General features: G+C 67.4%; 14 protein-coding genes. 11 read left to right on the top strand and 3 right to left on the bottom strand.

The window, feature by feature from the left end; all coding sequences use genetic code 11:
- The first annotated feature begins 19 nt into the window (after nt 1-19).
- From polA to coaE, 5 genes are read left to right on the top strand one after another with little or no spacing between them, the layout of a single operon-like run.
- Nucleotides 20-2,743 carry a DNA polymerase I gene (gene polA / locus VI056_15645; protein ID HEY6204454.1) on the top strand — a complete coding sequence of 908 codons (2,724 nt, stop codon included), beginning with the start codon at nt 20-22 and terminating at the stop codon, nt 2,741-2,743.
- Entirely contained in the window at nt 2,736-3,608 is an 873-nt protein-coding gene (gene mutM / locus VI056_15640; GenBank protein HEY6204453.1) for a bifunctional DNA-formamidopyrimidine glycosylase/DNA-(apurinic or apyrimidinic site) lyase, read from the top strand. The genes polA and mutM overlap by 8 nt, the downstream gene beginning before the upstream one ends.
- Before the next feature lie 4 nt (nt 3,609-3,612).
- Complete coding sequence (locus tag VI056_15635) at nt 3,613-3,780, top strand: hypothetical protein (protein HEY6204452.1); 168 nt, start codon at nt 3,613-3,615, stop codon at nt 3,778-3,780.
- Entirely contained in the window at nt 3,777-5,777 is a 2,001-nt protein-coding gene (locus tag VI056_15630) for an ABC-F family ATP-binding cassette domain-containing protein (protein HEY6204451.1), read from the top strand. The genes VI056_15635 and VI056_15630 overlap by 4 nt, the downstream gene beginning before the upstream one ends.
- On the top strand, nt 5,774-6,376 hold the full coding sequence (gene coaE / locus VI056_15625) for a dephospho-CoA kinase (protein HEY6204450.1): 603 nt from the start codon (nt 5,774-5,776) through the stop codon (nt 6,374-6,376). The genes VI056_15630 and coaE overlap by 4 nt, the downstream gene beginning before the upstream one ends.
- Before the next feature lie 4 nt (nt 6,377-6,380).
- Here coaE and cpaB read toward each other — a convergent pair whose 3' ends face one another.
- On the bottom strand, nt 6,381-7,166 hold the full coding sequence (gene cpaB / locus VI056_15620) for a Flp pilus assembly protein CpaB (GenBank protein ID HEY6204449.1): 786 nt from the start codon (nt 7,164-7,166) through the stop codon (nt 6,381-6,383).
- Nucleotides 7,167-7,258: 92 nt separating this feature from the next.
- A complete protein-coding gene (locus tag VI056_15615; protein HEY6204448.1) occupies nt 7,259-7,885 on the bottom strand; it encodes a TadE family protein in 627 nt (208 codons plus the stop codon).
- Between the two features lie 209 nt (nt 7,886-8,094).
- On the opposite strand from VI056_15615, the gene uvrB reads away from it, so the two are divergent.
- The 6 genes from uvrB to VI056_15585 all read left to right on the top strand — a co-directional run bounded on the left by uvrB (nt 8,095) and on the right by VI056_15585 (nt 16,116).
- Nucleotides 8,095-10,158: an excinuclease ABC subunit UvrB gene (gene uvrB / locus VI056_15610; protein ID HEY6204447.1), complete on the top strand. Its 2,064-nt coding sequence runs from the start codon at nt 8,095-8,097 to the stop codon at nt 10,156-10,158.
- Nucleotides 10,158-11,015 (top strand): hypothetical protein, encoded by an 858-nt coding sequence (locus tag VI056_15605; GenBank protein ID HEY6204446.1) that lies wholly within the window; start codon nt 10,158-10,160, stop codon nt 11,013-11,015. Before uvrB ends, VI056_15605 begins: the two co-directional genes overlap by 1 nt.
- Nucleotides 11,015-13,933, top strand: coding sequence for an excinuclease ABC subunit UvrA (gene uvrA, locus VI056_15600; GenBank protein ID HEY6204445.1), 2,919 nt, complete (start codon nt 11,015-11,017; stop codon nt 13,931-13,933). The genes VI056_15605 and uvrA overlap by 1 nt, the downstream gene beginning before the upstream one ends.
- A gap of 208 nt (nt 13,934-14,141) precedes the next feature.
- A complete protein-coding gene (locus VI056_15595; GenBank protein ID HEY6204444.1) occupies nt 14,142-15,119 on the top strand; it encodes a CvpA family protein in 978 nt (325 codons plus the stop codon).
- Nucleotides 15,116-15,751, top strand: a complete 636-nt coding sequence (locus tag VI056_15590; GenBank protein ID HEY6204443.1) for a hypothetical protein — start codon at nt 15,116-15,118, stop codon at nt 15,749-15,751. Before VI056_15595 ends, VI056_15590 begins: the two co-directional genes overlap by 4 nt.
- Nucleotides 15,752-15,801: 50 nt before the next feature.
- Nucleotides 15,802-16,116 carry an iron-sulfur cluster assembly accessory protein gene (locus VI056_15585; protein ID HEY6204442.1) on the top strand — a complete coding sequence of 105 codons (315 nt, stop codon included), beginning with the start codon at nt 15,802-15,804 and terminating at the stop codon, nt 16,114-16,116.
- A 3-nt stretch (nt 16,117-16,119) separates the two neighbouring features.
- On the opposite strand, the gene VI056_15580 is transcribed toward VI056_15585, so the two are convergent.
- A partial coding sequence (locus VI056_15580; GenBank protein HEY6204441.1) for an LUD domain-containing protein occupies nt 16,120-18,288 on the bottom strand: 2,169 nt, incomplete at its 5' end.

Here is an 18,288-nt window from a genome sequence, read left to right as displayed (position 1 = left end):
CGGTCCTCATACTTGATACATGCCCGAACGCATCATCCTGGTCGACTCGAACTCGCTCATCTACCGCGGCTATTTCGCGATCCCGCCGCTGACGACCACTAAGGGCGAGCTCTCGAACGCGACCTTCGGCTTCGCGTCGATCCTGCTCAAGGCGATCGAGGAGATCAAGCCGCAGCACATCGCCGCCGCCTTTGACTTACCCCAAAAGACCTTCAGACACGAACGCGACGCGACGTACAAGGCAACGCGTAAGCCGATGCCCGACGAGCTCCGCCCGCAGTTCGAGCGCTGCAAGGAGCTGCTCGGGAAGCTGGGCGTGCCCATCTACGCCCTCCCGGGCTTCGAGGCCGACGACGTGATCGGCGCCCTGGCCAAGCAGGCGGAGGCGGCTGGTCTCGAGAGCATCATCGTGTCGGGCGATCTCGACACGCTGCAGCTCGTCACACCGAACACGAAGCTGTTCACGACGCGAATGGGCTTCCAGAACACCGTCGTGTACGACGAGGCGCAGATCGCGCAGCGCTACGGCCTGCGGCCCGACCAGATGATCGACTTCAAAGCCCTCAAGGGCGACACGACGGACAACATCCCCGGCGTCCCCGGCGTCGGCGAGAAGACTGCCGCGAAGCTCATTGCGGAGAACGGCTCGATCGAAGGCGTGTACGAGGAACTCTCGCGATTCACGCCGAAGCTGCGCGAGAGTCTCGCCGCCAACAAAGACCAAGTCTTCCGCAGCCGCGAGATGTCCAGGATCATCACTGACCTGCCGGTCACGCTTGACGTCGCGGCAACGCGCTTCCGCAGCTACGACCGCGCCGGCGTGCTCGAGCTCTTCCGCGATCTCGAATTCCGCAGCCTCATCCCGCGACTCCCGCCTGCCGACGGCAACCTCGCGCCCGCTCCGGCGCCGGTCGCGCGGCCGGGTCAGCTCGCGCTGGGCCTCGACACCGCGCCTCTCGCCGCGCCGCCCGTCGCGACCACGCTCGTCGGTCCGGAGGATGCAGCCGACGTCGCGGCGCGGCTTCGCGCTGCGTCGAGCGTCGCGGTGCACGCTGACGTCGACGTCGGTCGCCACCCGGTCCTGCTCGGTCTTGGCCTCGCCGTGGGAGAGGACGCCTGGTACGTGCCGACGATCTCCGGCGTTCCAGCGCCCATCGCGTCCGTCCTTGCCGACGCGAGCGTCGCCAAGACCGCGCACGATGCGAAGACCGCGCGCCGCGCGCTCCGGCGTGCCGGTGCCGAGCTGCGCGGCGTGACGATGGACACGATGCTCGCGTCATATCTGGTGAACGCGAGCCGCCGCTATCACGCGCTCGAGGACCTCTCGGCGGAGCGCCTCAAGCTCGAGGTGCCGGTCCTGCCGGTGGCCGACCGCAAGGATCCGCACCGCGTCCCGACGCCGGAAGAGCGACTCGCACGCGCGGGCGCCGGTGCGGTCGCCGCGGCACGGCTCGGCGCGCTCTTCGATGAAGACCTCGATCGTCTCGGCATGCGCAAGCTCTTCGCGGAGATCGAGCTCCCGCTCGTGGACGTCCTGGTTGAGATGGAAGAAGCCGGCATCGCTGTCGACCTGCCCTACCTGCAGTCGTTGGGGCAGGAGTTCGCACGTGAGGTGGCGCGCATCGAACGCGAGGCGTACGACGCGGTCGGTCACGAGTTCCCGATCAACTCGCCGAAACAGCTCGGCTCGCTCTTGTTCGAGGAGCTGAAGCTGCCGCGCGGCCGGCGGACCGCGACGGGCTACTCGACGGACGCCGCGGTGCTGGAGGAGCTGCGCACCGCACATCCGGTGGTCGACAAGATCCTGGAGTACCGCGAGATCGAGAAGCTTCGTTCGACGTACGCCGAGGGCCTTGGCCCGCTCGTCGACCCGGACACGCGGCGGTTGCACACGACGTTCGACCAGGCTGTCGCCGCCACGGGGCGCCTGTCGAGCAAGAACCCCAATCTCCAGAACATCCCGATCCGCACACCGCTCGGGCGGCGCATCCGCCGCGCGTTCGTCGCCGGCGGAGCGGATCTCGTGCTGCTTGCCGCGGACTACTCACAGATCGAGCTGCGTGTCCTTGCGCACATGTCCGGTGACCCCGCGCTGACCGCCGCCTTCCGCGAAGGCGCCGACGTGCACCGCCGGACCGCAGCGGCCGGCTTCAACGTGAGCGAAGACCAGGTCACCCGGGAGCAGCGCGACGTCGCGAAGATGCTCAACTTCGGGATCATCTATGGCATGAGCGACTTCGGCCTTGCCTGGCGCATGGGGATGCCGCGCGAGGAGGCGCAGCGCTTCATCAATGAGTACTTCAAGCGGTACGCGCAGGTCCAGCGCTACATCATCGAGACCAAGGCATTCTGCGCCGAGCAGGGCTACGTCGAGACGCTTCTCGGCCGCCGCCGCTACATCGCGGACATGACCAGTCGCAACTCGGCGGTCCGCAATGCGGCCGAACGCATGGCCATCAACATGCCGATCCAGGGGACGGCCGCCGACATCATGAAGATCGCGATGCGCCGCGTGTACGACCGTCTCGCCGAAATGGAGTCCGAGGCGCGCGTCATGCTGCAGGTGCACGATGAGCTCGTCGTGGAGCTTCCGAAAGATGCCGTGGACGCGACCGCGCAGATCCTTCGCGACGAGATGTCCGCCGCCTATGCGCTCGATGTTCCCGTCATCGTCGACGTGCGCGTCGGCACGAACTGGGACGAGATGACGCGGATCCCGCAGCCAGCCGCCGCACATGCCTGAGCTGCCCGAGGTCGAGACGATCGCGCGGCAGCTGCGCGAGATGGTCATCGGGCGGCGCATCGCGTCGTTCGAGTCGTTCTGGCATCGCGTGACCGAGCCGGTGCCCGCCGCGCATTTCGCGTCGCGGCTGAAGGGACGCGCGATCACGGGCGTCGGCAGGCGGGGCAAGTTCGTCGTCCTCGAGCTGGACGGAGGTGAGGCGCTCATCGTGTCGCTGCGCATGACCGGCAAACTCCTGTTCCGCGGGCCCGGCGCGCCCGACGACACGTTCGTCCGCGCCTCGATCGGATTCGACGACGGCACCGTTCTGCGCTTCTCGGACACGCGGAAGTTCGGTCGGATGGCGATCGTGGACCGGGCGGACCTCGCGGAGGACGGCGAGCGCCCGCGCTCTCGGCCGGGCGTTCCACTCCACCGCGTGCTTGGCATCGAGCCGCTGACCCCGCGCTTCACGACCCGCTGGCTGCGCGAGTTCCTGCAGCTGCGCGGCCGGTCCGCGATCAAGCCGCTGCTCCTCGACCAGCGCGGCATCGCCGGAGTGGGCAACATCTACGACATCGAGGCGCTGTGGCGCGCGCGTATCCATCCACTGCGGACCGCCGGCTCGCTCCGACCCGACGAAGTCGCCAAGCTGCGCGAGGCGCTGCGCTTCGTGCTCCGCAAGGGCATCCGCCTCGGCGGCGCGTCGCGCCGCGACTATCTCGACGCGCGCGGCGGCCAGGGCCGGATGCAGCGCGAGTTCCAGGTGTACGACCGCGCGGGCCATCCGTGTCCACGCTGTGGCCGCGCGGTCGTGCGCACCGTCGTCGGCGGGCGCGGGACCTTCCACTGCCCGCGGTGCCAGCGGGCGCCGCGACGACAATGAACGGATGCCGGAATTCGACAGGTCGAGCTACTTGGACGCCGAAGGCAAGAAGCGCGGCCTCGACAAGGCTGGCTTCTTCGTCCGAGCCAACGCTGCCGCACCCGGCGTGACCCCACACATGCGCTGGCATGTCCTGGGTCCGGGCGTCGACCCGCCCCGGATCCGGCCGTGAGCGTGCTCTCGGTCCAGGCCGTCGCGCGGTGGTACGGCGAGCGCGAGGTCCTGAAGGACGTGTCGTTCCGTGTCGCGCAGGGTGACCGGGTCGGCCTCGTCGGTCCGAACGGGACGGGAAAGACGTCGCTCCTGCGGATCGCGGCGGGTCTCGACGCACCGGATCGTGGCGCGGTCGCCTACGCGCGTGGCACCCGCGTCGGCTTCCTGCGCCAGGAGCTGCTGGACGAAGCGACGGGAACGGTGATCGAGCACGCGCGAGGCGCGGCAGCCCATCTGCGCGAACTGGAGCGCGAGCTGCGCGATCTCGAAGGGCAGATCGCGACCGGGGATCCCGAGCGGCTCGAGCGCTACGCCGATGCGCAGCACCACTTCGAGCACGCTGGCGGCTATGACTTCGAAGGCACGCTCGCGCGCATCCTCGGTGGGCTTGGCCTCGGCGGTCTCGTCGATCGCGACGTGGCGACCCTCTCCGGTGGCGAGCGGACACGGCTCGGCCTGGCCCGCCTGCTCCTCGACGATCCGGACGTCCTCCTCCTCGATGAACCGACGAACCATCTCGACGTGGCCGCTCTCGAGTGGCTCGAGAACTTTCTGGTCGAGCAAGATGCGACATGCCTCATCTCATCGCATGACCGCTGGTTCCTCGATCGCGTGACGTCGCGCACGTTGTCGATCGAGGACCTGACGGTCGTCGAGTACCGCGGCGGCTACTCGCACTACGCGCGCCAGCGGCTCGAACGCGAGACGGCGCAGATGCGCGCGCATGCGCGCCAGGCCGAAGAGATCGCGAAGACCGAAGAGTTCATCCGCCGATACGGCGCCGGGCAGCGCTCGAAGGAGGCGCGCGGCCGCGGGAAGAAGCTCGCGCGCGTCGAGCGTATCGAGGCGCCCACACAGTCAACGCGCCACAGCTGGGGCCTCGAGGCCGCGGACCTCGGCAGCGAGACGGTCCTTGAGACGACCGCGCTCGCGGTCGGCTACGGCGATCCGGTCATGCGCGCCGGTCCGCTGCGGGTCGCCCGGGACGCGCGCGTGGCGCTCGTGGGACCGAACGGCGCGGGAAAGACGACCTTGGTGCGGACCCTGGTCGGGGATCTGACGCCGCTCGACGGCTACGTGAGCGCCGCGCCTGGCGCGCGCGTGGCGTACCTCGAGCAGGCCCAGGCAGAGCTGACCGGCGATCAGACCGTTCTCGAAGCGATGCGCGCCGCCGGCGCCATGGACGACCAGGAAGCACGCAACCTGCTCGCGCGCTTCCTTTTTCGTGGCGACGACGTGGCGAAGTCGGTCGCAGTCCTCTCAGGCGGCGAACGAAGCCGGCTCGCGCTGGCCCGCCTGTCGCTGCGACACGCGAATCTCCTCGTGCTCGACGAGCCCACGAATCATCTCGACCTCGCAGCGCGCGAACAGCTCGAGGCAGTGCTGACCGATTACGAGGGGACGCTGGTATTCGTGAGTCATGACCGCTACTTCATCGACAAACTTGCCTCAGAGCTCTGGCTGATCAATGGCGGCCTTCTCCGTCGCTTTGAGGGGGGCTGGACGGCCTATCAGCGTGAGCGCGCAGCCGGACGCGACGCCCCGGTCGTCGAATACGTGAGCGCGGCGGTCGGGCGGGCGGGTGACGCGGCGAGCGGGATTCCCGCGAGGGAGAGTGGAGGGGCCCCGCCCGCAGAGGAACGGCGAGCTCGCGATGCAGGCGGGGAGGCCAACTCCCGAGCGGGGACCCCGAGCCGCGGCAGGACCCGCCCGACCGCGCGAAACCGCGCGACGGCATCGCCGCTCCGGCGCGTCAGTGGCACGCGCGCGCTCGAAGCAAGGATTTCCGCGATGGAACTCCAACTCAAGCAGCTCACGGAGAAGGTCGCCCAGATCGCTCTGAGCGGCAACTACCTCGAGACCCGCCGCGTCGGCGAAGAGCACGCCGCCCTCGAGCGCTCGCTCAAGGAGTTGTATGCGGAGTGGACCCGCGTCAGCGAGGCCGAGAAGGAGTGAGCTCGCGCGTCGTCGGCCTAAGCGGCCAGATCGGATCCGGCAAGTCGCTCGTCGCAGCGATGCTGCGCGAGCTCGGCGCGAAGGTGATCGATGCTGACGCGATCGTTCACGACGAGCAGTCGCGCGGCACCGTCGGCTACAGCGCGATCGTGCAGACGTTCGGGACCGGCGTGCTCGGCGAGGACAAGGAGATCGACCGCGCGAAGCTCGCGGCAGAGGTCTTCAGCGATCCGAAGAAACTTGCGCGACTCGAGCGGATCATGCACCCCAGGGTCGTCGCGCGGATCCTGGAGGCGCGCAAGATGCTGCGAGACGGCGACGTGATGGTCGTCGAGGCCATCAAGCTCCTGGAGTCGGATCTGCGGAGCGTCTGCGATGAGATCTGGATCGTGGTCGCGCCGCGCGGCCTGCTGATCGAGCGGCTTCGCGCGCGCGGCCTACCGCAGCCAGAGGCCGAGCTGCGTCTGGCGCGGCAGGCGAGTGAAGAGGAGTTCCGCGCCGCGGCCGACGTCGTGATCGTGAACGACGGCGACCGCGACGCGACACGTACACGTGTGCGCGAAGCCTGGGAGCGTCTCCGGTCCGCGCCCCGCGGCTAGACCGCTATGGGTTGATCTTCTCCGGGATCTTGACGCGGAAGTTCGTGTAGATGTCCCCGAACGTCGCACCCGTCGAGCCACTGGCCCGCTCGTCCTTCGGTGCGCGCAGCAGGAACGCGATCTGACCACCCGCGGACTGTAGGTACGCGATGCGCTCGGCCGTCAGGGCGTCGACACGGATCGTGTAGACGCTCGCGAGGCGGGCGAGGATCGGTAAGCGCTCCAGGATGATCTTCGAGCTGAAGTCGAGTGTCTGCTGCGGCGTCGGCCGCTGAAGCTTTTGCTGTGGGTCGAACTGCATGGTGAACACGAGGTCGACGAGGTCACCGACCAGAACGGAGCCGCCGACCGCGTTCGCGTCGGGAACGGTGATCGACATCGCGCGGAAGTTCGGCGAGTTCGCCACCGGGGCGCCGTCGGGCCCGATGAAGCTCGCGGGCATCACGACGAACGACGGGTTCTTCGGGTCGGCGAATTTCGTCGGCAGGATCGGCTCGCCGACGCTGATGCTCTGGATCGTGATCTTGCCAAGTGCTTGCTCGGCGGAGGTCATCGCGGCGGCCGGCTTGGCGTCGACGTTGAACTCCTGCAGCTTCACGTCCGCGGAGGTGAGCGTCGTCTTGGCAGGGATCTCGCGCGCCGCGACGAGCACAGCGACCGTAGGCACGGCGACCGGCTGGTCGCTCTTGGCCCCCGATGCGTACACGAACGTGCCCACGCCCGCGACGAGCGCGAGCGCGACACCAACGATGAGAATGAGCCGCGCGCGGCGGCGTGAACCGTCCTGCACTTGTTGTCCCTCTCCTCTGTTGTGCTGCTGTCCCTAACGGACTCTAGCGATTCCTCAATGGATTAACGACGGTCTTGCCTGAATGCTGCTTCCTAATTGACAACGACCGTGATGCGCCCAGGCAGTCGGATCCACGGCGAACCCTTCACCGGGTCGTCTGGAAGGAACTGCTGGAGCAGCGGGATGAAAACTTGCAAGTGGTACCAAGTCTCGACGTCGAGGTAGTACCCGCGTCGCGGGTCGTTCACGGTCACGCCGGCCGGGACGGAGTAGCAGATCGTTACATCCGGGTTCGTGCTGGTCGCGCCGTAGTACCAGCCGAACACGGGGGCGGGCGTCTGGACCGGGCACGACGCGGCTGCGAGCGTTCCGGTGCTCGCCGTGCTGAAGTTGCCGGTCGAGCCACCGCGCGGCGCCATGCTCAGGATGCCGCGGGACTGGTACATCCGGTCGACCATGCCGTTGTTTCGGGCCGTGTCGTTGTTCGTGTTGCCGATGGTGTTGTCGTACACGTAGATCGAGCCCCACCCGGCGGCTTCGCGGACAGAGTTGTTGATCGTCACGTACACGGCGAAGATCAAGCCGAACTGGATGATCCCCATGAGGATGTACAACAGCACAGGCAGCAGTAGGGCGAACTCAACGAGGTTCTGCCCTTCCTCGCTGTGTACAAGAGTACGGAGCTTTTCCAGTGGTGGCCGTCCCTTCCTAGAGAGCACTGGTGACGCTAGGGAGCGGTATGGGGTACCGCAATAGCGCTTTGGTGGGAAAAACGCGGCAGATGGTTGGCTGGTGCGCGACAATCGGGAGAGTCGGGGGAGCTGTGGCCGTCACCGAACATGCGTTCTAGAATGAGGCGCCCGTGCCCAAGAGCGAGATCCTTCAGGTACCGATAGACAGGCCCAGCGGCCGTGCGCCGTTCGACCTCGTGCTGCCCTGGGATCTGGCCGGCGACCAGCCCAAGGCATCAGCAGCGCTGAGCCGTGGCCTGAGCGAGGGCATGAAGTCGCAGACGCTCCGCGGCGTGACCGGTTCGGGAAAAACGGTGACGATGGCGAAGGTCATTGCCGAGGCCGGCCGCCCGTCGCTGGTGCTCGCGCACAACAAGACCCTCGCGGCCCAGCTCTACGGGGAGTTCAAAGAGTTCTTCCCGAAGAACGCCGTCGAGTACTTCGTCTCGTACTACGACTACTACCAGCCCGAGGCGTACATCGCGCGCAGCGACACGTACATCGAGAAGGACTCCTCGCGAAACGAGGAGATCGACCGGATGCGCCACGCCGCGACACGAGCGCTCTTCGAGCGGCGGGACGTGCTCATCGTCGCTTCGGTCTCGTGCATCTACGGCCTCGGCGCGCCGGTCGACTACGGCGCCGTCACGGTGCGCCTCAACAAGGGCGAGCGCGTGCGACGGGACACGGTCCTCCGCCACCTCGTCGACATCCAGTACGAGCGGACGAACACGGACCTGGTTCGCGGCAAGTTCCGGGTCATGGGCGACACCTTGGAGATACAGCCCTCGTACGAGGAGCTGGCCGTGCGCGTCGAGTTCTTCGGCGACGACGTCGATCGCATCACGGAGCTCGACCCGCTGACCGGCGAGGTGCTCGCGGAACGGGACCGCATCGACATCTATCCAGCCCGCCATTTCGTGACGCCGCGCGAGAAGCTCATGGAGGCGATCCGCGACATCGAGGCGGAGCTGGTCGACCGGGTGAAGGAGCTGGAGGACGGCGGACGGCTGCTCGAGGCGCAGCGGCTGCGTCAGCGGACGAACTTCGACATCGAGATGATGCGCGAGACGGGCAGCTGTGCGGGGATCGAGAATTACTCGCGACACCTGTCTCGCCGGCCCGCGGGAAGTCGCCCGTGGACGCTGCTCGACTACTTCCCGCCGGACTTCCTGATGTTCGTCGATGAGTCGCACATCAGCATCCCGCAGGTGCACGGCATGTGGGGAGGCGACCGGTCGCGCAAACAGATCCTCGTCGAATACGGGTTCCGTCTCCCGAGCGCGCTCGACAACCGTCCCCTGACCTTTGAGGAGTTCGAGGCGCGCCTCGATCAGACGATCTTCGTCTCGGCCACCCCAAGCGCGTACGAAGTCCAGCGTTCCGGCCAGGTCGTGGACCAGATCATCCGGCCGACCGGCCTGATCGATCCCGAGATAGAGGTCCGCAAGACGGACGGCCAGATCGACGACCTGCTCGCCGAGCTGCGGCTGCGCGTCGATCGAGGGCAGCGCGCCCTCGTCACGACGCTCACGAAGAAGATGGCCGAGGACCTCGCCGACTACCTGCGTGAGATGGGCATCAAGGTCCAGTACCTCCACTCCGAGATCGAGACGATCGAGCGGGTCGAGATCCTTCGCGACCTCCGACTCGGCGTATTCGACGTGGTCGTCGGCGTGAACCTTCTTCGCGAGGGGATCGATCTTCCGGAGGTCACTCTCGTCGCGATCCTGGACGCCGACAAGGAGGGATATCTGCGTTCGGAGGGTTCGTTGATCCAGGTCATCGGACGCGCTGCGCGGCACGTCGAGGGCCGGGTGATCATGTACGCGGACCGCATGACGGCCTCGATGCGGGCGGCGATCGATGAGACGGAGCGCCGGCGTGAGGTCCAGCTCGCGTACAACACAGAGCACGGCATCGACCCCCAGACCGTGGTGAAGGCGATCCGCGATGTCGGCATGCGGCTGCGCCACGTCGCCGACGTCGAGAGCGTCTACGAGAAGGGCGGCCGCCCGATCGCCGCCGGGGAGCTGCCAAAGGACGAGCTGGCGCGGCTCATCAAGGATCTCGAGCTGCAGATGAAGGCCGCCGCGAAGGAGCTCGCTTTCGAGAAGGCGGCCGCCTTGCGAGACGAGATCGTCGATCTCCGCGGGCTGCAGGTCCTGCAGAGCGGACCAGAAGGCATCGATGATTCGGGAATGTCCACCAGCCCCCGCACGACAAAGCGCGTCATGAGCAGACGCCGGAGGGGAGGCTGATGCTCACGATCCTCATCCCCGTTGCGGTGCTCGCGGTGTTCGTGATCATCGGGGTCATCGCGTTCCAGCGCGGGCGCGACGGCTTCGATCTGTCGGGCAATACCGTGCTGCGGGCGTATCTCTATCTTGGCTCGTTCGCCGGCGTGATCGCGCTCGCGTTCGGCCTGTCGGCGCTTCTCAACGGCGCCCTCGCGTATGCAGTGGGGAACCAGATCGTCTACGGCGGCAGTCCCGTCCCGCCCATCGCGCGTCCGTGTCCGGCCGGAGTCCCGTGCCCACCAGAGCCGATCCCGGCAGATGTGATCCAGCGCCAGCAGCTGGAGAACGACCGCCGACGTCAGGAAGACCTGTTGCGCGGCGCGACATTCACGGTCTTCGGCGCTCTCTTCTATGGCGCCCATCGTGCCGGCCGCAACGCGATGTTCCCGCGTGGCGCGAGCGTCACGGATCACGGCGGGCTACGGCGCGCGTATCACCTGCTCGGGACTGTCGTCTTCGGCGTTGGCGCGATCGCGCTGCTGCCGGCTGGTCTCTATCAGCTTCTCGCGAATTCGCTGCTGCCACTGCCCCAGGACTCGTTCCGTCAGGGAGTGGCCGACACGCTCACCGGCGGCGTTGTCAGCACGGTGCTATGGCTGCTCTACCTTCGCGCGGTACTGAGCGACACACGGGGCGGCGAGACGCGCTTCTATCGCAGCGGACCGAGCGGGCCTCCCGCGGAACCGGCACCGGTCGGCGCGCGGATCGGGCCACGTCCCGGGGAGGGGTCCACCGGCGCGGAGGCTCAACCGCCCCAGGAGTTCCGGCGCTACGCGCGCATCGTTCGCATCGGCGAGACGCCGCGAGAGCGCGAGTGATGCCCGTCACGCACATCCACGTCAAAGGCGCGCGCGAGCACAACCTCAAGAACATCGACATCCAGATCCCGCGCGACAAGATGGTCGTGATCACGGGTCTGTCGGGGTCGGGGAAGTCGTCGCTCGCGTTCGACACGATCTACGCCGAGGGACAGCGCCGCTACGTCGAGTCGCTGTCGGCGTACGCGCGGCAGTTCCTGGGACAGATGGAGAAGCCCGACGTCGATTTCATCGAGGGCCTCTCGCCGGCCGTGTCGATCGACCAGAAGGGCACCACGCGCAACCCGCGATCGACGGTCGGTACGGTCACCGAGATCTACGACCACCTCCGCCTGCTGTTCGCGCGTGTCGGAGTGCCGCACTGTCCGAACCATGGTGTCCCGATCGTCGCGCAGACCGTCCAGGAGATCGTCGACCAGATCCGCGAATACAAAGAGGGCTCGCGGCTCCTCATCCTCGGACCCCTCGTTCGCGATCGGAAGGGCGAGCACCAGCAGCTGCTCGTGACGGCTCGGCGCGGCGGCTTCGCGCGGGTGCGGGTGGACGGGACCGTCCGCGACCTCAGCGAGGACATCACGCTCGACAAGATGAAGAAGCACTCGCTCGAGGTCGTCGTCGACCGCATCGTGCTGAAGCGCGGTGACGATGGCGACGCCGACCGCTCGCGGCTCACGGACTCGGTCGAGACGGCGCTACGGCTCGGAGAGGGATTGGTCATGGTCGCCGAAGCTGACGCGCGGACCGGCCCGGCTTCGCCGGCCCGGTCCGAGCCCCAGTCAAAGGAGCGTCTGTTCAGCCAGCGCCTGGCGTGCCCCGAGGGCGACTTCTCGATCGGCGAGATCGAGCCCCGAATGTTCTCCTTCAACTCCCCGCACGGCGCGTGTCCGGCGTGCACCGGCCTCGGCACGAAGCTCGAACCCGATCCGGAGCTCGTGCTGGCGAACCCCGACCTCTCGCTGAAGCAGGGCGCCGTGCTGCCGTGGCAAAAGTCAGGCGGCACGGCGCAGTACCGGATGGCGATCATCGAAGGGCTCGCGCGCCGGTTCAAGTTCTCTCTCGACACGCCGGTCAAGGACCTTTCGAAGAAGGCGATCGATGCGCTGCTGCGCGGGACGGAAGAGCCACTCAAGCTGTCGTACGAGAACCGCAGCGGTCAGCGCCGCTCGTACGAGTACGAGTGGGAGGGGATCATCCCCTGGCTCGAGCGCCAGCACCGCGATACGACCTCCGAGTTCATCCGCGCGGACATCGAGAAGTACATGAGCGAGCGGCCATGCCCCGTATGCCAGGGCCGCAAGCTCAAGCCCGAGGCGCTCGCGGTCACGATCCTCGCCAAGAGCATCGTCGATGTCACCGCGCTCACCGTGAGCGAGGCACTCGACTGGGTGTCAGCGCTCGAGCGCGAGAAGGGCGGGCTCAAGTCTCGCGACCGCCAGATCGCGAAGCAGGTGCTCAAGGAGATCCGCACGCGATTGGGCTTCCTCGTCGACGTCGGCCTCGACTACCTCACGGTGGATCGCTCGGCCACGACGCTTTCGGGCGGCGAGGCGCAGCGCATCCGGCTCGCCACCCAGATCGGTTCAGGGCTGATGGGCGTGCTGTACATCCTGGACGAGCCGTCGATCGGCCTGCACCAGCGCGACAACGCGCAGCTGATCCGCACCCTTCTCGGCATGCGCGACCTCGGGAACACGATCATCGTGGTCGAGCACGACGAGGAGACCATCCGCACGGCCGACTGGATCATCGACATCGGCCCGGGCGCAGGCGAGCACGGCGGCGAGGTCGTCGCGGAGGGTCCGCTCGAGGTGATCCTGCGCGAGCCGCGCTCGCTGACCGGTGCGTATCTCTCCGGTCGGCGCCGCATTCCGATGCCAACGCATCGCCGCTCGGCGAAGGGCGACGCGATCATCGTTCGCGGCGCGCGCGAACATAACCTGAAGAACATCGACGTACGCATCCCGCTCGGCGTCTTCGTCTCCGTCACCGGCGTTTCTGGATCCGGAAAGAGCACGCTCGTGAACGAAGTCCTCTACCGGCGCTTGGCCCAGGTGCTCTCGAAGGCGAAGGAGCGCCCCGGTGCGCACGAAAAGATCGAGGGGATCCACAACATCGACAAGGTCATCGACATCGACCAGTCGCCGATCGGCCGCACGCCGCGCTCGAACCCCGCGACGTACACCGGTCTCTTCACGCCGATCCGCGATCTCTTCGCCGCGATCCCGGAGGCGCGCCTTCGTGGCTACACCGCGGGCCGCTTCTCCTTCAATGTGAAGGGCGGACGGTGCGAGGCCTGCGCCGGCGACGGGATCATCAAGATCGAGATGCAGTTCCTACCCGACGTGTACGTGCCGTGCGAGGTCTGCGGCGGGAAGCGCTACAACCGCGAGGCGCTCGAGATCCGATACAAGGGAAAGTCGATCTCCGACGTGCTCGAGATGACGGTGGAAGAGGCTCTCGCCTTCTTCACCAACATCCCGGCCTGCGAGTCGAAGCTGCGGACGCTCAACGACGTCGGCCTTGGCTACATCCATCTCGGTCAGCCCGCGACGACCCTCTCCGGGGGTGAGGCGCAGCGCATCAAGCTCGCGACCGAGCTTTCGCGGCGCGCGACCGGACGGACGTTGTACATCCTCGACGAGCCGACGACGGGTCTGCACTTCGCCGACGTCGAGCGCCTGCTCGACGTTCTGCATCGACTCGTGGATGCCGGGAACACCGTCGTCGTGATCGAACACAACCTCGACGTCGTGAAGACCGCCGACTGGATCATCGATCTCGGTCCGGAAGGCGGCAAGGCCGGTGGCGAAGTCATCGCCGAGGGGACTCCGGAAGCCGTCGCGCGATCACGGCGGTCCTTCACGGGACGCTATCTACGCGAGCTGCTCGCGACCGGCGAGGTGCGCGGGATCGCTTAGGCCTGTGGACGGCGCCGCGGGTCCTGCCGCGGCTCGCACCGCTCGCTCGCGAGTTGGCCTCCCCGCCTCACCGTGTGCTCGACGTTCCGCTGCCGGCGGGGGCCCCTCCACTCTCGCTCGCGAGCATGTGTCTCGCCGCGTCACCCGCGGCGCCGACTCACGTGTCTCGAAGTGTCGCGCTCGTCTCTATCGCTAGCATCAGACGCAGGTGAATCCGTTCTCTTTGATCGACGCAGCGATCATCTTGCTCATCGCCGCCGCGATCTGGGCCGGTTATCGCTCCGGATTCATCGCCACGGCGTACGGACTTGCGACATGGATCGTCTCATTCGCGGCTGCGGTGTTGTTCCAATCCCAGGCCGCTCGCCTCATCGAGAACTTCGGCGTCTCTCCCGTCACGGCGCAGCCGATCGGCTTCATCGTCGTACTGGTCATCGTCGAAGGACTCTTTTCGATCGCGGGCCACTTCGCGCTCACGCCCATCGTGCGAGCGGTGCACCGCGCGCCCGCGCTCGAAAAGGCCGACCGCGTCGGCGGCATCTTTCCCGCGGCGGCTCGGGCGCTGTTCGTCATCGCGATCGTGCTGGCCGCATTCGTCGTATCGCCGGTCAGCAGCGATCTCAAGGCCTCGGTCGAGAGCTCGCGCATCGCGCGCGCCCTCATCGATCAGATCAGCGAGTTCCAGCCGACGCTCGCGAAGCTCTCCGGCCAGCTGGGCGAGACCGTTCCGCTCTTCGTCACCAAGCTCGGTGAGGACCAGAGCGAGTCGCTCGATCTCCCGAGCAACCTCCAGCTTGCGGCCGATGCGGTGGCGGAACGCCAGATGTTCGACCTGGTGAACGACGAGCGGGCCGCCGTCGGCCTGGCGAAGCTGCAATGGGACGACCGCCTCCTGCCCGTGGCGCGTCAGCACTCGGAGGAGATGTTCAAGCTGAAGTACTTCGCGCATCAGTCGCCCGTGAACGGGTCGCCTTTCGATCGCCTGAAGGCGGCGGGCATCGCATATTCGCGGGCCGGTGAGAACCTGGCCTACGCGCAGTCGGTGTCCGTCGCGCACCGCGGTCTCATGCAGAGCCAGGGCCACCGCGAGAACATCCTGCGTCCCGAGTTCACGCACATGGCGATCGGCGTGATCTCGGCCGGCCCGTACGGGCGCATGTTCACGCAGATGTTCGTGACGCCATGACCGAGCCCGAGAAGGCCCCGACCCTCGACGACCTCGTCGCGAACCGGACGATGTCAGAGGACATCGCCGCGACGCTGCGCTTAACGGCTAAGGGCCGTCACTCGTACCTCGTCGTCGCGATCCCGCGCTTCGCAGGCAAGACGACCGTGCTGCGGGCGATGCTCGCCCACGCGCCGAAGGGCACTCCGATCCAGACCGTGGAGGACGACGGCACCGATGTCCCTCGACTCCTTGCCGTGAGCAACGGCGGTTACATCGTCGTGCCCGAGATCGCGCGGATGATGCAGCACGGGTACATCTGGGGAGCTCCCGTGCGCAAGGTGTTCGCGGGCGTCGGCGGCGGCGTCTCCCTGGCGACCGCTCTCCACGCGCCGAGCATGGAAGAGGCCATGGGGCAGATCACCGGCGACAACCGCGTACCCGACGACGACGCGCAGAAGCTCGAGCTTGTCGTGTACATCCGCTCGCTCGGCGCCAGCGTGGAGTACCCGGACCGACGGGTCATCGCGACGGTCCACGAGATCGAAGCGGTGCGTGGCGGCAAGCCGAAGGCGACCTTGCTGCACCGCTGGAACGAGCAGAGCGACCGGTTCGAGAACGTGGCCGAGCCCAGGCGGATCGCCGCGGGCTGAGTCCTCGGGTACCATGGTGCCGGCGACCGATATCCGGCAGAGGTGAAGCAATGATCGAGATGACGCCCGTAGCCGCCGAGAAGCTCCGCGAGATCCGCGGCACGGACCCTTCGCGCGCCTTCCTTCGGATGTATGTCGCCGGCAAGAGCTGCTGCTCGACGCAGTTCGGACTCGCGTTCGACGCCAACGCGGATGATCAGGACACCGTGAGCGATGTCGCGGGTATTCCGCTGGCGGTCGATCCGGTCAGCCAGCCCTTCGCAGATGGCGCGATCATCGACTTCGTCGATGGGCCGGAGGGCACGGGCTTCCTCGTGAAGAACCCGACGCTCGGCGGCGGCTGCGCATGCGGAGGCCGTGGCTAGCACCTAGTCCGGCGCGGCCAGCGACTCCCAGAGAACGTCCGCGATGTGCCGTACCTTGACGCGCTGATTTCGCGCGTCGAGGCCGCCGCGCAGGTGCGTGAGGCATCCGGGGTTGTCGGTGATCACGATGTCGGCGCCGGTCGCGGCGATGTTCGCGAGCTTGGTCTCGAGCACGAAGTTCGCGACGTCCGGATGCTCGAACGAGAACGTCCCACCGAATCCGCAGCACACCGCCGAATCCGCCATCTCGATGAGCTCGACACCCGCGACCCGACGCAGCAGCTCGCGCGGCTCGTCGTGCAGATTGAGCACGTTCGCCGACTGGCAGGCGTCGTGGTACGTCGCGCGGATCGCAAGGTGGCGGCCGGTCGCGCCGCGTTCGATCGCGAGGTCGTACGCGAATCCAGTGAAGGACACGATGCGCTCGCCGAGCCGGCGCGCGCGCTCAGCCCACTCGGGCTCGTCGGCGAGGATCCGCTCGTAGTCCTGCGCCATCGTGATCGCGCACGAGGACGACGGCGCCACGAGCCGGTCGGCCTGGACGCGCTCGAGCGCAGCGATCATCTCCTTCGCCATCATCCGAGCGTTCTGCCGGTCGCCGCTGTTCATGTGCGGTAGGCCGCAGCATCTGCGGCCCTCGACCACGTGCACGTCGGCGCCGAGCGCCTGCAGTGTTCGTGCGGCCGCGTACCCGGCTCCGGGCAGGAAGTGATCGACGATGCATGACGGGAAGAGGCCCACATGGACGACTGGATCGGTCGGGTTCGTCTGCGTGATCTCGCGGGCCCGGTAATGGAGCGGCTGCTCGGCGACGGCGGGGAGGCTCTTCTCCTTCCCGAGGTCACCGAACGGCAGGCGCACGAGGCTGCCGTGACGGAGGGGGCCCTGTAGGGCGGAGAGCCAGCCAGTCATGCGGTCGATGCGCTGCGGTGAGGTCCACTGCGAAAGCGCGATCCGCTTGGACCACGAGATGCCAGTGCGCTGGACCGCGAGCGCGCGCACGTCGGTGATGAGTGATGCGATCGGGATGCCCACCGGGCAGACCGTGTCGCAGGCGTTGCAGCCGACGCACATCTGCTGCTCGTACGCGACGCTGTCGAGCCCGTGATGGAACGGCGAAACGACCAGCCCAATGGGCCCGGTGTAGATGTGGCCAAAGACATGCCCCCCGACCACCTGATACGTGGGGCACACGTTGCTGCACGCGCCGCACTTGATGCAGCGCAGCGCTTCGCGGAAGGCCGGATCCTCGCGCATCGCGGTGCGGCCGTTGTCGATGAGGACGAAGTGCAGCTCCTTCGGACCGTGGACTCCGATCTGTGTCTTGAGCTCGATGTCCGCGGATCGCGATGGTCCGGTGATGAACTGCGTGTACGTGCTGATCTTCTGACCCGTCGCGCTGCGCGCGAGCAGCTTCAGCACGGCGGCGGCGTCGTCGAACGACGCGACGACCTTCTCCACGCCCACGATCGCGATGTGAACGGCTGGCAGGCTCGTCGCCAGGTCCGCGTTGCCCTCGTTCGTGACGAGCACGAGGGTGCCCGTGTCTGCGATGAGGATGTTGCCGCCGGTGATGCCGATGTCCGCCTTCAGGAACGAAGCGCGGAGCTCCTCGCGCGCGACCGCCACAAGAGACGCCGTGTCGTCGCTCACCGGATGCCCGACGACCTTCGAGAAGAGCGCCGCGATCTCCTCGCGCGTCTTGTGGATCGCCGGCGCGATGAGATGCGAGGGACGCTCGCCGGCGAGCTGGATGATCCACTCGCCCAGGTCTGTCTCGACCGCGGTGATGCCGTTCGCGGCGAGGTGCTCGTTGAGCAGGATCTCCTCGGTCGCCATCGACTTCGACTTGACGACGAGCTTCGCCTTCTTGGCGCGGCAGATCGCGGTCACGACCCGACGCGCCTCCTCGGCGTCGACGGCGCGGTATACCTTCGCGCCGACCGCCTCGGCCTCGCGCGTGAACTGGTCGACGAGCGCGGGCAGGTCATCGATCGCGCGCTTCTTCCGCTTCGTGAGGTCCTCGCGCAGCTTCGGCCAGTCGATCTCGCGCATCCGGTCTTCACGGCGCAGACCGAGAGCCGGGAGGGCGCGGTGGAGCGCGACCCGCAGCTTGTCAGAGTCGAGGGCGCGATCGAGCTTGCGGCGGAACTCGGTCTTCGACGCCGTCAT

Source organism: Candidatus Limnocylindria bacterium (assembly GCA_036523395.1).
In the GTDB taxonomy this organism is placed as follows: Bacteria; Chloroflexota; Limnocylindria; order P2-11E; family P2-11E; genus CF-39.
This window is presented reverse-complemented; position numbering and strand designations above follow the sequence as displayed.